Source organism: Corynebacterium sp. ACRPF (genome assembly GCF_022347395.1).
GTDB lineage: Bacteria > Actinomycetota > Actinomycetes > Mycobacteriales > Mycobacteriaceae > Corynebacterium > Corynebacterium tuberculostearicum_D.
This window is the reverse complement of record NZ_JAKRNB010000030.1, coordinates 1-13,154: the sequence shown is the minus strand read 5'-3', so window position 1 is coordinate 13,154 and position 13,154 is coordinate 1. Positions and strand designations below refer to the sequence as shown.

Below are 13,154 nucleotides of genomic sequence, written 5' to 3'. Positions count from 1 at the left end.
TGAACTACCAGCCCGAACCAACGACGCAAACCGCGCCACAACAGCAGAATCCGGAACCCATTTCGACTCCACACAATCACCTAACCCATGTCAGGTGTTTCCACGACCGCTAGAAATCAAGGACCTGCCTAGGACGCACGAAACCCTCGCACCGGCACGAAGGGGGTGCGAGGGTTTGTGAGGCCGAAAGCTAGCTCTTAGCGGTCCAGCTTCAGGGTCTTCTGGGTGTACTCCCACATCTCGTCGTACAGCTTCTCATCGTTGCGCAGCTTGATGCCATAAGACGGAACCATCTCGCGAATCTTGTCTGCCCAATCAATCATGTGCTCGCCGAAGCAACGCTCCAGCAGCTCCAGCATGACGGCTGGGGCAATGGATGCACCCGGGGAAGCTCCGAGCAGGCCGGCGATATTGCCCTCCTGGTTATTCACCAAGGTGGTGCCGAACTCGAGGGAACCGAACTGCGGGGCGCCAGCAGGCTTAATCACCTGGACGCGCTGGCCAGCGATAACGGTCTCCCAGTCGCTTTCCTTTGCTTCCGGTACGTACTCGCGCAGGGCTTCCACGCGGTCCGAGAAGCTCTTGCGCACCTCATCGACCAGGTACTTGGTCAGGCCGAACTCCTGCACGGCAACGCCGAGGTAAGAGGTAATGTTGTCTGGGCGGATGGACTTGAACAGGTCCAGGTAGGTGCCCTTCTTCAGGAACTTCGGGCTCCAGCCACCGTAAGGTCCGAAGAGCAGACCCTTCTCGCCGTCGATCACGCGGGTATCCAGGTGCGGCACCGACATTGGCGGGGCGCCCACAGCAGCCTTGCCGTAGACCTTTGCCTGGTGCTGCTCGATAAGCTCTGGGTTCTTGGAGCGCAGCCACAGACCGGATACTGGGAAGCCTGCGTAACCGGCAACTTCCTTCACCTTTGCCTTACGCAGCAGGTCCAGGGCGTAACCGCCGGCACCTACGAAGACGAACTTGGCCTTAACTACGGTGATGTCGCCAGTGTGCTTGTTCTTGGAGTACACCTTCCACGCGGAGCCATCGCGCTTGATGTCGATGACCTCATGGCCATAGCGGATCTCGGTGCCGGATGCCTTGGCTGCGGTCAGGAACTGCTTGGTCAGCGCGCCAAAGTTGACGTCGGTACCAGCGTCGGTCCAAGAAATGGCCACCTTATTGGAGAAGTCACGGCCCTTCGCCATCAGCGGCAGCTTCTCAGCAAAGTCGGAATCGTCTGCGGAGAACTGCATGCCCGGGAACATGTGCTTCTCGCTCAGCACATCATAGCGGCGCTTGAGGTAATCCACCTGGATTTCGCCCTGTGCGAAGGACACGTGCGGAACCGGATTAATGAATTCGCTCGGGTCGGTGAGAATACCGTTGTTGAGCTGGTGGGACCAGAACTGGCGAGACTTTTGGAACTTCTCGTTGATGCCCAGAGCCTTGGAGATATCAATGCGGCCGTTCTTCTCCGGGGTGTAGTTCAGCTCGCACAGTGCGGAGTGGCCGGTACCGGCGTTATTCCACGGGGAGGAGGACTCCAATGCGGGGCCATCAAGGCGCTCAAAGACCATTTGGGTCCAGCTGGGCTCCAACTCGCGGAGCATAGCACCCAGGGTGGCGCTCATGATGCCAGCACCGATAAGTGCTACATCGACCTCGTCTACAACCTGTGCTGTCTTCTTAGCGGAGGACACTGTGTTATTACCTCTTCGAATTGAAAATAGATATCCATCGGCGCGGTCTACGCCTTGATTTTTAGCGCTTAGCGCCCCGCGCCACCATCGCTGCACTATGACAACCTGGCAGTGCGTCACGCATTAAGGCCTTACTCTACGCTTTTCTCATCCAATTTGGGATTTCTCCCCCAGACCAGTGGCGAAAATGTGGGAATTTCCGCCCCCACTATTTACACCCCACCGGCAACGCCATAAATTCCTCATTGCACCTAGAATCGAGGCATGGTTACACACTCCCCGGTATGGGGCCCAGACAAACTTGGCCCCGACTATGAAGCTGCCACCATTGACTTGGGTACAGACCCCGATGGCGAAGGCGACGTGGTCACCACGCTGGTGCACTACGCGCCGGAGCACGCGGGTGGTACTGCACGTGAGTCAGCGGCCCCGTCACGCCCAGCGCTGGTGTGGCTACACGGCATGACCGATTATTTCTTCCACACCCACGTAGCCGAGCACTTTGCCGCCGAGGGTTATGACTTTTATGCCATCGATCTGCGCAAGTGCGGCCGCTCGCGCCGCTCGGGCCAGTCGTGGCACTATGCTTCGGACCTGGCGCTGTACTTTACAGACCTCACCGCCGCTCTTGATGCGATCCCCAATGATGAGGTCATCTTCATCGCCCACTCCACCGGTGGCTTGATCGCCCCGCTGTGGATGGATCATCTACGCCGAACTGACCGAGAGCGCCACCAGCGCCTGGCGGGCCTCATCCTGAACAGTCCGTGGCTCGACATGATGGGCGTGCCCGGCCAGGTCCTCACACCACTCAAGCCGCTGCTCTACACATTGGGCCGTATAGCCCCAATGACTCCGCTACCCGGCGGTAATCTCACTGCTTACGGCGAGTCCGTGCACAAGGATTTCTACGGCGACTGGGATTTTGACCTTCGCTTTAAGCCGCTGGCCGGCCATAAGAAATATGTCGGTTGGATAGCCGCGGTATTCCACGGCTTTGATGCTATTCACAGCGGCCGCGTTGATGCCGGCGTGCCGATCTTGACCTTGCAGTCCACTCGCGCTCAATTGGGCCAGCCCTACTCCGACAGCGTGAACCACGCAGATGTCATCATCGACGTTGCGCAAACGCGGCGCTGGGCAAAGGAACTTAGTGCCCACTACACCTTGCATCCCATCAAGGGCGCTAGGCACGATGTGTTCCTATCGCTTCCGGACCCGCTCCAAGAAGCTTTTGACGCCTGTGACAAGTGGCTGCCCACCGTCCTCGATACCCCACAATCCACTCAGTAATTTAGCCCCTTTATATAAGGAATAAACGTGACTACTTCACACCAGTCCCACACGCCCGCTGCCGAGGAACATTTCGACCTCATCATCATCGGCACTGGCTCCGGAAACTCCATCCCAAGCCCAGATTTTGATGACCAGAAAATCGCCATCATTGAAAAGGGCACCTTCGGCGGGACCTGCCTCAACGTAGGCTGCATTCCCACCAAGATGTATGTCTACGCCGCCGATATTGCCCTAGCGGCGCGCGAAGCCGGCCGGCTGGGCCTTGATGCTCAGGTCAATAGCGTGGATTGGGATTCCATCGTGGACCGAGTCTTTACCAACCGCATCGACCAGATTGCCCAGGGCGGCGAACAGTACCGTCGCGGCGAAGAAACCCCGAACATTACCGTGTTTGATGAGCACGCCCGTTTCGTCGGCCCGAAGACCATTCAGACCGGCGAGCATGTCATCAGCGGCGACCAGATCGTCATTGCCGCCGGCTCCCGTCCGGTCATTCCGGAGGTCTATGCCAACTCGGGCGTGAAGTACTACACCAATGAAGACATCATGCGCATGGACCACCAGCCAGAAAGCCTCATCGTGGTAGGCGGTGGCTATATCGCCATGGAGTTTGCTCATGTCTTTGACGGCCTCGGCACCAAGGTGACCGTTGTCAATCGCTCCGAGACCTTGCTGCGCCACTTGGATGATGACCTGTCCAGCCGCTTCAACCAGATTGCTCGCGATCGCTTCGACGTCCACATAGCCAATGGCACCAAGCTCGAGGAAACTGACACGGGCGTGCGGTTGGAGCTCGACAATGGTGAGTCCGTGGAAGCAGAAGCGATTCTCGTTGCTACCGGGCGCACCCCGAACGGCGACCAAATGGATCTGGACAAGGCGGGCATTGAGCTGCTTGCCGACGCCCGCGTGAGCACCGACGAGTTCGGCCGCACCGCCGCCGAGGGTGTTTGGGCACTTGGCGATGTCTCCTCGCCGTACATGCTCAAGCACGTAGCCAATGCGGAGACCCGCGCCGTGCAGCACAACCTGCTCCACCCAGAAGATCTCCGCCCACTGCCCCACGACAATGTCCCCGCCGCCATCTTTACCCACCCACAGATCGCCACTGTAGGCCTAACTGAGAAGCAGGCACGCCAGCAAGGCTTCGACGTCACCGTCAAGGTACAGAACTTTGGCGACGTTGCCTACGGCTGGGCTATGGAAGATCACACCGGCATCTGCAAGCTGGTAGCAGACCGCGCCACTGGGCAGCTTCTCGGCGCGCACCTGATGGGCCCACAGGCATCTACCTTGATCCAGCAATTGATTACCGCGATGGCCTACAAGTTGGACATGCGGGAGTTCACCCGCAACCAATATTGGGTTCACCCTGCGCTGCCAGAAGTAGTGGAAAATGCCCTTTTGGGACTGGAGTGGAATAAGTGAACTGTTACGTGATCCTTCTCACATTCTTCCAGTTTCTTCCCAGGTTTTAGTGCGTTTTCCCACCTCACGCCAAGGAAGCCCCATTCACAACTTCAGGCAAATCACCACCATAAAGGGGCCCAAATTAATTAAATCGCTGAAATTCCAGTCTTTGACGTGCAAAAGGACGGGAGTTTTACTAAATTCACTTGGGACACCGGCTCGAGCCGATACGAACACGGCTACCGCGTGTTTATGAATACCGTCTGTGTATTCAATAACACTTTGGTTTCCCAGTGCGGAAGCCTTGCAAGTACGACTTTTAAGGAATTTTGATATGCGTATCCGCAATGCAGCAATCGCTGGCGCAACCGCTCTCGCCGTTGCTTTCGGCGGCACCACCGTTGCCTCCGCTGACGAGACCGTCAACCAGAACGGCAACAACGTCACCGTAGAGCAGGCTAACCCTTCCAAGACTGGTAAAGGCCAGGCCGAGGACCAGACTCCAGAGGACTACACCCCTTCCCTGTCCTCCAAGCTTGGCCACAAGCTCGAGGGCGACAAGGCAGCTAACGGCGTTGGCATCTTCGGTTCTTCCAAGGACTTCTCCGGCCAGCCAGCATGGGCAAAGGTCTTCTACGGTGCAACCGTTGTAGCAGGCCTCGGCGCCCTGCTCGGCGGCATCATCGGCCCTGTATACAACTTCTTCGTACACGGCCCTTCCTTCTAAGCAACAGCCACACGGCTCAATCAAAACTTCCGAAAGGTAATTTTCACAATGCGTAACTTCCGCACCGCAGCCGTTGCTGCTGCTACCGCTGTCACCGTAGCCTTCGGCGGCACCGCCGTTGCTTCTGCTGCAGATTCTTCCTCCACCAACGAGAACACCACCTCCTCTTCCTCCTCCAGCTCCTTCACCCAGATGGGCAAGAAGAAGGGAGCATGGTCCGAAGGCGAGGACGGTAAGCCTGTAGTTAAGCCTGAAAACCAGGTCACCGGCGAGGACATGTTCGGCAAGGAAACCTCCGAGACCATCCCGGAGTGGGCTTCCGATTGGAAGAAGGGTGCTACCGCACTGGGCATCACCTCCGTTATCGGCGCAATCATCGGCGCTTACAACTACGCTGTTTACAACGGCATCATCCCGCAGCACATCCTGGACCCAATCTTCCGCCGCTAATTAGCAGCAGCAGATTGGCTCTAGATAGCTAGGGCTTGCACGGGCCTCGTTCTTGTAACGAGGCCCTTTTTGCTATGTATAGTCGCTCCAATACTGCCGACTGCTCCGCGAGGCATAGGCAAGTAAGCAAAAGCCGCCTCCACTCCCCTTCTCTGGAAATGGAGGCGGCCTTCAGTTTGTTCTGAGACTAAGTACTAGTCCTCATCTGGAATGGTAAGGATTTCATTGCCGTCTTCGGTGATGACGAGGGTGTGCTCAAACTGGGCAGTGAACTTGCCGTCGGTGTTTTGGACGGTCCAGTCGTCATCCCAGATCTCGTAATCCAAGGAGCCAAGGTTAATCATCGGCTCAACAGTGAGCGTCATACCGGGCTCAAGGATGTCACGGTACACGGTCGAGTCATGGTGTAGGACCACAAGACCGTTGTGGAAGGTTGGGCCGACGCCGTGGCCGGTGAAATCGCGCACGACGTTGTAGCCGAAGCGCTTGGCATAAGACTCAATCACGCGGCCAATGACGTTGATCTCGCGACCGGGCTTTGCAGCCTTGATACCGCGCATGGTGGCCTCCTTGGTGCGCTCTACCAGCAGGCGGTGCTCCTCGGAGACATTACCGGCGAGGAAGGTGGCGTTATTATCGCCGTGCACACCGTTCTTATAAGCGGTGATATCGATATTGACGATGTCGCCATCCTCAATCACGGTGGTATCCGGGATGCCGTGGCAGACAATCTCGTTAAGGGAAACACAGCTGGACTTAGGGAAGCCGCGGTAGCCCAGCGTGGACGGGTAAGCGCCGTGGTCGCACATGTACTCGTGCGCCACGCGGTCTACATAATCAGTGGTTACGCCCGGCTGCACGGCCTTGCCGGCCTCCTTGAGGGCGTTGGCTGCAATCTTGCAGGCCTCACGCATCTTCTCGATGATCTCTGGGGACTGCACATAGGGCTCGCCTACGGCCTCCTGTACTTCGTCCTTCCATACGTACTCCGGGCGCTCAATGCTCTCCGGGACGGTGAGGATCGGAGTGGGCTTGCCTGGCTTTAGCTTTCCTCGATTACTCATGGTTTTCCATGGTAGTCCTCCACGCCCGTAATGCAGCAGCCGGGGTCACGAGGGCAGGCGGGGTTTCTACCCTTCGGCCGGCGGAGCCGCACCCTCGTGCGGTCCGGACCGGTAGTCATCGACCTTCTGCAAGAAATTGCTAGTGATATTGACCGAGACATCGGAGCCGCCGCCCAAGACCACGAGGGTGGCAAAGGCAATATCGTCTTCTTCGCGGTAGCCGGTAAACCAGGCGTGCGAACCTTCATTAATCTCGGCCTCACCGGTCTTGCCGTAAATCGTGCCACCCGCTGCCATGCTGCGGGCAGTACCGTTGGTGACTACTTGGCGCATCATGCCGCGGACGTTATCTAGCACAGGCTTCGAAATCTGCTGCGGCTTATCGGAGGCTTTGGTTTCGTGGCCTTCGATAAGCGTGGGCGTAGGCGTCTTGCCATTAGCAACCGTTGCGGAGACAAGAGCCATGCCGAAAGGGCTAGCCAAGTCGTACCCCTGTCCATAGCCAGCTTCAGTGCGCTCGAGTGGTTCTTTGCCCTCCGGAATGGAACCGGTAATGGTAGTAAGACCTGGGATATCGTATTCCACGCCGAAGCCAAACTTCTTTCCCATGTCTTTCAACTCACCAGGCTTAAGCTTGGTGGAGATATCCGCGAAAGTAGTGTTGCACGATTGTGCAAAGGCTTGGCTGAGCGGAACGCTGCCTAGGGCGAAGGCATTATAGTTGGTCACCACGCGGCCAAAGATATCCATGGTGCCCGGGCACGGAACGATGGTATCGGTATTAAGCCCCTGCTTTTCTACGCCAGCCGCGGCGGTGAGAATCTTGAACACCGAGCCCGGCGGGTACTGGCCTTGGAGGGCTACGTCGCCATCTTCATCGGCCTTCTCGGTTTGGGCCACGGCCAAGATATCGCCGTTGGAGGGGCGGATGGCTACGAGCATGGCCTGGGAATCGGCACGCTCATTGACCGCCTCCTGCGCGGCACGCTGCACATCGTAGTCCAGACCTACCTTGATCGATGGCGCCGCATCAGGGTCGTGCTTTTCCACATCAGAGAGCGCCGCACCATTTTCATTGACCACGGAAATGGACCAGCCGGTTTGGCCATCGACTTCATCTTGGACCGCGGAACGCACGCGCGACATCAGATCGGGTGCCAGGCCACGGTCGCGGGTGACCAGAGCCGGTTCTTCATTGAGTCGCACGCCGTCTATGCCTTCGACCTTGGGGCGCACGGCCTTGGCTTGGTCCTCCGTAAACATGGTGACGGAAAAGGAGCCGTCTGCATCCTCCAATTTTTTGGCCAGGTCCTTGGCATCCATCTCCGCAATAGAGTCATCCTGGCGATGGGCGGCAGCAAGTGCGCCGCTGATCTTGGCAGCGGTGGGCCGCACATCATCCAGCGAGCTGGTATCTACCACCAGCCGGTAATTCAGCCCCGGGCTCATCAATTCCACCCCGTTGGAAGAAACCACGCTGGCGCGCTCTGCCTCCAGCGCGCGCAATTCCAGGTGCTGATTTGCTCCCAGGTCGGGGTGGATAAGGCTCGGCTTCCACCGCACCGTCCACTCATCCTCAGTCTTGGTCAACGTCATCTGCGTGTCATAGCTCAAGGTACGATCCTTGGGCAGATCCCAGGTGACCTTGTAGTTCGCCGTGGCGAGGTTCTCATCCTGGTCCACGCCTTCAAGCTCCATGTCGAGCCCCTCGGCCTGCAGGCCGGAGTAGGTGGCATCGAGAGCGGAGGTGGCGTCCGAGGGGGCGTCGGTAAGCGCGGCTAAACCGTCATTATTCCGGGACTCCATCCCCTGGAGGAATTCTTCCGCGACCGGCTCGGCTGAAACCGGCTTCGGAGTACAGGAAACCACGCTGGTGGAGGCGAGCGTGATAGTTGCAACCAGCGCGACCAACTTCTTCATGTCTTGGCACTCTAGCAGCGCAAGCGCCAAAAAAGACTGCCCCACACCGAAGTGCGGGGCAGTCTGCTCAAAGTGGGTAAATTACTGGGTTACGCGAACCTCAGCCTTGGCGCCTTCCACGGCTTCCATACCCTGCTCATCGGCAATGCGCATGGCCTCTTCAATGAGGGTTTCCACGATCTTGTCTTCCGGCACGGTGCGAACGACCTCGCCCTTAACAAAGATCTGCCCCTTGCCATTGCCGGAAGCAACGCCGAGATCAGCATCGCGGGCCTCGCCTGGGCCGTTGACAACACAACCCATCACGGCAACGCGCAGCGGGAACTCCATGCCGTCCAAGCCGGCGGTAACTTCCTCCGCCAGCTTGTAGACGTCCACCTGGGCGCGGCCGCAGGACGGGCAGGAGACGATCTCCAGCTTGCGCGGGCGCAGGTTGAGCGACTGCAGAATCTGGTCGCCCACCTTGATTTCCTCTACCGGCGGAGCGGACAGGGACACGCGAATGGTATCGCCAATGCCCTCTGCCAGCAGTGCGCCGAAGGCAACCGAAGACTTGATGGTGCCCATGAACTTCGGACCAGCCTCGGTCACGCCAAGGTGCAGCGGGTAATCAGTCTTTTCCGCCAGCTGGCGGTATGCCTCCACCATCAAAACCGGATCGGAGTGCTTAACGGAAATAGCGATATCGCCATAACCGTGCTCCTCAAAGAGGCCAGCCTCCCAAATAGCGGACTCGACGAGTGCCTCCGGGGTGGCCTTGCCGTACTTTTCCAGCAGGCGCTTATCCAAGGAGCCACCATTCACGCCGATGCGGATGGGAATGCCGGCATCGCCTGCTGCCTTAGCAACTTCCTTCACGCGGCCGTCAAACTCGCGGATATTGCCTGGGTTCACGCGGATGGCGGCGCAACCAGCGTCGATGGCCTGGAAGATGTACTTAGGCTGGAAGTGGATATCCGCAATCACCGGGATCGGAGACTTCTTGGCAATGGCCGGAAGTGCCTCCGCGTCGATGGGCTTAGGGCAAGCCACGCGCACGATATCGCAGCCGGAAGCGGTCAGCTGCGCGATCTGCTGCAGTGTGCCGTTAATGTCGTGCGTCTTGGTATTGGTCATTGACTGCACCGAGATGGGCGAGTCAGAGCCGACGCCGACCGGGCCCACCTGCAGCTGACGAGTCTTGCGGCGCGGGTGCAGGACTGGTGGTGGGCCGTCTGGGATTCCTAGACCGATGGGGGTCGACATGAATTCTCCTTGCTGAAGCACAGTAAATACATACGGTGGGTGATTAACGCCCCCACTCTAGCACTGCTTGCTTTATGCCTGAAGTGCACGCAGCGGGGGCTGCGGCGGCTAGCCAAATAGCCGAATGGGGTTAACCACATCGGCGACAATAACGATAGCCCCAACGCCCATTAGCAGCGCGGCCATCACATAGGTCACCGGCATCAACTTGGTGTAATCGGCCGGGCCCAGAGCTGGCTTGCCCGCCATTTTGCGGATGCCATCGCGCAGCATTTCATAGATGATGACGGCGATATGTCCGCCGTCAAAAGGTGGCAACGGAATCAGGTTAAAGAGCGCGAGGAAGAAGTTCAGCGTGGCCAGCATCATAAAGAACATCGACCACAGGGAGCGCTCCGCCAATTCGCCGCCCACGCGGGAAGCGCCGACGACGGACATCGGGCCATCGGCCTCGCGTTCGTGGCCGAAGATGGAGGCCACCACACCCGGAATTTTGCCCGGGAATTGCTTCAGCCCGTCGATCGTTGCGCTCAGCGAGTAGGTGCTAAAGCGCCAGGTTGCCGGCAGGGCGTCGACGGCGCCGTGCTTTTCGACGACATCAATTAGCTGATTGCTCAGCCCGATCGAGCCAGCATCCACTAGCTCGCCGTCTTGGTTCAACCGCTTGACCGTATCGAGGTGAACCGGGAAGTCCTTTTCTTCCCCACCGCGCTCCACCGTCAGCGTAATGGTCTCACCGGGGCGCTGCATTACCTCATCGCGCAGCTGGGTAAAAGAATCCAGCTTCTGGCCATCGAGGGCCACGACGATATCGCCCTCCTGCACGCCGGCCTTTCCAGCGGGGCCTTCACCCGTACACTTTTCCAATTCTTGGTTCGGCTTCTGGTTGGCCGAGCAGGTCACCTCCCCCACGCGCGGGCGCACGTCAGCATCCGGGTTGGGTAGACCGGCCGTCATCGCCACAAAGTAAAGGATGACAAAGCCCAAAATCAGGTTGACACCGATGCCGCCGGCCATCACGATTATGCGCTGCCACCACGGCTTTTTATACATCGCATGGGGCTCTTCTTCCTCGGTGAGGAATTCGTCCTGGGCCGTCATGCCAGCGATATCGCAAAACCCGCCTACCGGGAAGGCCGCAAGCCCATATTCCGTGTGGCCCTTCCGGAAGGAAAATAAGCGCGGCCCAAAGCCAATAAAATAACGGCGCACGCGCATGCCAAAGGCACGCGCGGTGAGCATATGGCCTGCTTCGTGCAACGCTACGGTGAGCCCGATGCCAAGGGCGAAAAACACAATGCCCAGCAAGTTTGCCATGGTGTGAAAGCTTTCTAGTCAGCCAGCGAATCAATCAGCGCATTCGCGCGCCTGCGCGCCTCGCCTTCTACCGCGAGGATTTCATCGAGGCTAGAGACTACACCAGTAAACTCGGATGCGGAATCAAGGATCGTGCCCACGACGTCCACGATCTCCGGGAAATGGATGCGCCCGGACAAGAACGCGGCCGCTGCTTCCTCATTGGCGGCGTTGTAGATGACCCCTGTTCCCTCGGCCGCGGCCCGGCGGGCGAGGTTGACGGCGGGAAAGGCGGCATCGTCAAGCGGCTCAAAACGCCAATCGTGTGCCTGCGCAAAATCCAAGGACGGCTGGGCTCCTGGGACGCGGTGCGGCCAATTCAACGCCAACGAAATAGGCAGCTTCATTGATGGCGGTGAGACCTGGGCGATGGTGCAGCCATCCTTGAAGGTGGCCATGGAGTGAATGATGGACTGCGGGTGCACGGTGACGTCGATGCGCTCAGGTGCGATGTCAAAGAGCAGGGTGGCTTCAATCAGCTCTAGGCCCTTGTTAATGAGGGTGGCGGAGTTGAGGGTATTCATCTGCCCCATCGACCACGTAGGGTGCTGCGCTGCCTGCTCAGGGGTCACGTCCCACATTTCTTCGCGCGACCAACCGCGGAAGGGGCCGCCTGAGGCGGTAAGGACGAGCTTATCCAGCTCCCCTTCCTCGCCGGCACGCAGGCACTGCGCCATGGCGGAATGTTCCGAGTCCACAGGGATAATCTGGCCAGGGCGCGCCTTTTGCGTAACCAGCGTGCCGCCCGCGACGAGGGATTCCTTATTGGCTAAGGCTAAATACTCGCCCATCTCCAGGGTGGCCACGGTGGCCTTGAGCCCCAAAGAACCCACCAAGGCATTGAGTACCGTATCGGCCGGGGCCGAGCGCACTAGGTGCTCTGCAGCGTCGGCGCCACTCAAAACCGAACCGCCTAGAGCGGCCGACACCTCGGCCGCGGCCTCCTCGTTGGCCACGGCAACGTGGTCAAACGAAAGGTTGAGGCTACGGGCTTGTTCGATGATGAGCTGCGGGTTGGAGCCACCCGCAGCGATTCCCACGACGTCGAATTTATCGGGATTATCCGCAATGACTTCCAGAGCCTGCGTGCCGATTGAACCGGTGGAACCAAGAATGAGTATTCGCTGAGTAGTCACGCCTCCACCCTAGCGCCCACCACCATTGCGCGGGCGCGGCAGGTACGCCGCACTGCGACGGGGGTGTTTAATCGCCATCTCAGGTGCGATGTTTTAGAATGTGTAGCAGACAAATGGCATTGGTGTGCCCGCATGCCCATCGCACAGACGGACACACGCAGAAGCGAAGGAGAGCAAGTGTCTTCCCACAAGCCGGTACCGCAGGTATTTGACGGTGTATCTACTGAGGACGTTCCATCCGCAGGATTCGGTTGGTCCCGCATCAGCCGCTCTGGCGTACAGATCGCCGGTTGGATCTCTGTCCTGTTCCTGCTTGCCTACAACTTTGGTAACCACAAGGGCCACGTTGAGACCATCTGGCTCATTGCCTTGGCTATCTTGCTCGCTGTTGGCCTGCTCATCCACGCTTTCCAGCCTAAGTTGCACCAGGTGCGCACCGTGACCGCCCGCAACCAGCCGGTGGGCCACCAGGAGCCGGACTGGGTCTACGACCAGAAGACCAACACCGGCGCATACGCTGAGCTGACCGATTCCCAGCTGCGCGCGCTCAACATTGAGCCTTCCCGCGTTTCTCACCTGCGCGTTGAGCCAGGCACCAACAACGCCACCCCGGTTACCTCCGGCAAGCACACGCTCTAAGCTTTAGTACGCTTTAGCTACCGCCGCCCTTCCGCGCGAAGGCCGGCGGTTTCTTTATGCCTCCGCTTGGCGACGCCCCCTACTCACCAACACATCCGGGTTAAGTAGCAGAATGTGTGTCCGCTCGGCGTGTCGCGGGCGGGTACACGGTTAGTTACTTCATGGGGCCTTTTCTGATTCCTATCGAGTGTTCGTACTCGGTTGGGATAGCGTTGTC

The 13,154-nt window shown here is 58.8% G+C and carries 11 protein-coding genes; 5 read left to right on the top strand and 6 right to left on the bottom strand.

What is annotated here, in order from left to right:
• Positions 1-197: 197 nt before the first annotated feature.
• Complete coding sequence (gene mqo / locus MHX61_RS11075) at positions 198-1,694, bottom strand: malate dehydrogenase (quinone) (protein ID WP_005325195.1); 1,497 nt, start codon at positions 1,692-1,694, stop codon at positions 198-200.
• Between the two features lie 264 nt (positions 1,695-1,958).
• Between mqo and MHX61_RS11070 the strand changes: the two genes are divergently transcribed.
• The 4 genes from MHX61_RS11070 to MHX61_RS11055 all read left to right on the top strand — a co-directional run bounded on the left by MHX61_RS11070 (position 1,959) and on the right by MHX61_RS11055 (position 5,577).
• The gene (locus MHX61_RS11070) at positions 1,959-2,987 is read left to right on the top strand and encodes an alpha/beta hydrolase (RefSeq protein WP_239194912.1); all 1,029 of its coding nucleotides are present in this window, start codon (positions 1,959-1,961) and stop codon (positions 2,985-2,987) included.
• A gap of 27 nt (positions 2,988-3,014) precedes the next feature.
• Positions 3,015-4,418, top strand: coding sequence for a mycothione reductase (gene mtr / locus MHX61_RS11065; protein WP_239194909.1), 1,404 nt, complete (start codon positions 3,015-3,017; stop codon positions 4,416-4,418).
• A 316-nt stretch (positions 4,419-4,734) separates the two neighbouring features.
• Entirely contained in the window at positions 4,735-5,127 is a 393-nt protein-coding gene (locus MHX61_RS11060; protein ID WP_239194907.1) for a hypothetical protein, read from the top strand.
• 48 nt (positions 5,128-5,175) lie between these two features.
• Positions 5,176-5,577 (top strand): hypothetical protein, encoded by a 402-nt coding sequence (locus tag MHX61_RS11055; protein ID WP_239194905.1) that lies wholly within the window; start codon positions 5,176-5,178, stop codon positions 5,575-5,577.
• Between the two features lie 194 nt (positions 5,578-5,771).
• Here MHX61_RS11055 and map read toward each other — a convergent pair whose 3' ends face one another.
• The 5 genes from map to dxr all read right to left on the bottom strand — a co-directional run bounded on the left by map (position 5,772) and on the right by dxr (position 12,298).
• The gene (map, locus tag MHX61_RS11050; protein ID WP_239194903.1) at positions 5,772-6,641 is read right to left on the bottom strand and encodes a type I methionyl aminopeptidase; all 870 of its coding nucleotides are present in this window, start codon (positions 6,639-6,641) and stop codon (positions 5,772-5,774) included.
• A 66-nt stretch (positions 6,642-6,707) separates the two neighbouring features.
• Positions 6,708-8,561, bottom strand: a complete 1,854-nt coding sequence (locus MHX61_RS11045) for a penicillin-binding transpeptidase domain-containing protein (protein ID WP_239194901.1) — start codon at positions 8,559-8,561, stop codon at positions 6,708-6,710.
• A gap of 81 nt (positions 8,562-8,642) precedes the next feature.
• Positions 8,643-9,806 carry a flavodoxin-dependent (E)-4-hydroxy-3-methylbut-2-enyl-diphosphate synthase gene (gene ispG, locus MHX61_RS11040; RefSeq protein ID WP_179386645.1) on the bottom strand — a complete coding sequence of 388 codons (1,164 nt, stop codon included), beginning with the start codon at positions 9,804-9,806 and terminating at the stop codon, positions 8,643-8,645.
• A 108-nt stretch (positions 9,807-9,914) separates the two neighbouring features.
• Positions 9,915-11,123: an RIP metalloprotease gene (locus MHX61_RS11035; protein WP_239194899.1), complete on the bottom strand. Its 1,209-nt coding sequence runs from the start codon at positions 11,121-11,123 to the stop codon at positions 9,915-9,917.
• 14 nt (positions 11,124-11,137) lie between these two features.
• A complete protein-coding gene (gene dxr, locus MHX61_RS11030; protein WP_239194853.1) occupies positions 11,138-12,298 on the bottom strand; it encodes a 1-deoxy-D-xylulose-5-phosphate reductoisomerase in 1,161 nt (386 codons plus the stop codon).
• 132 nt (positions 12,299-12,430) lie between these two features.
• Here dxr and MHX61_RS11025 point away from each other — a divergent pair, with 132 nt between their 5' ends.
• Positions 12,431-12,937: a DUF2631 domain-containing protein gene (locus tag MHX61_RS11025; RefSeq protein ID WP_239194850.1), complete on the top strand. Its 507-nt coding sequence runs from the start codon at positions 12,431-12,433 to the stop codon at positions 12,935-12,937.
• The last annotated feature ends 217 nt before the right edge of the window (positions 12,938-13,154 follow it).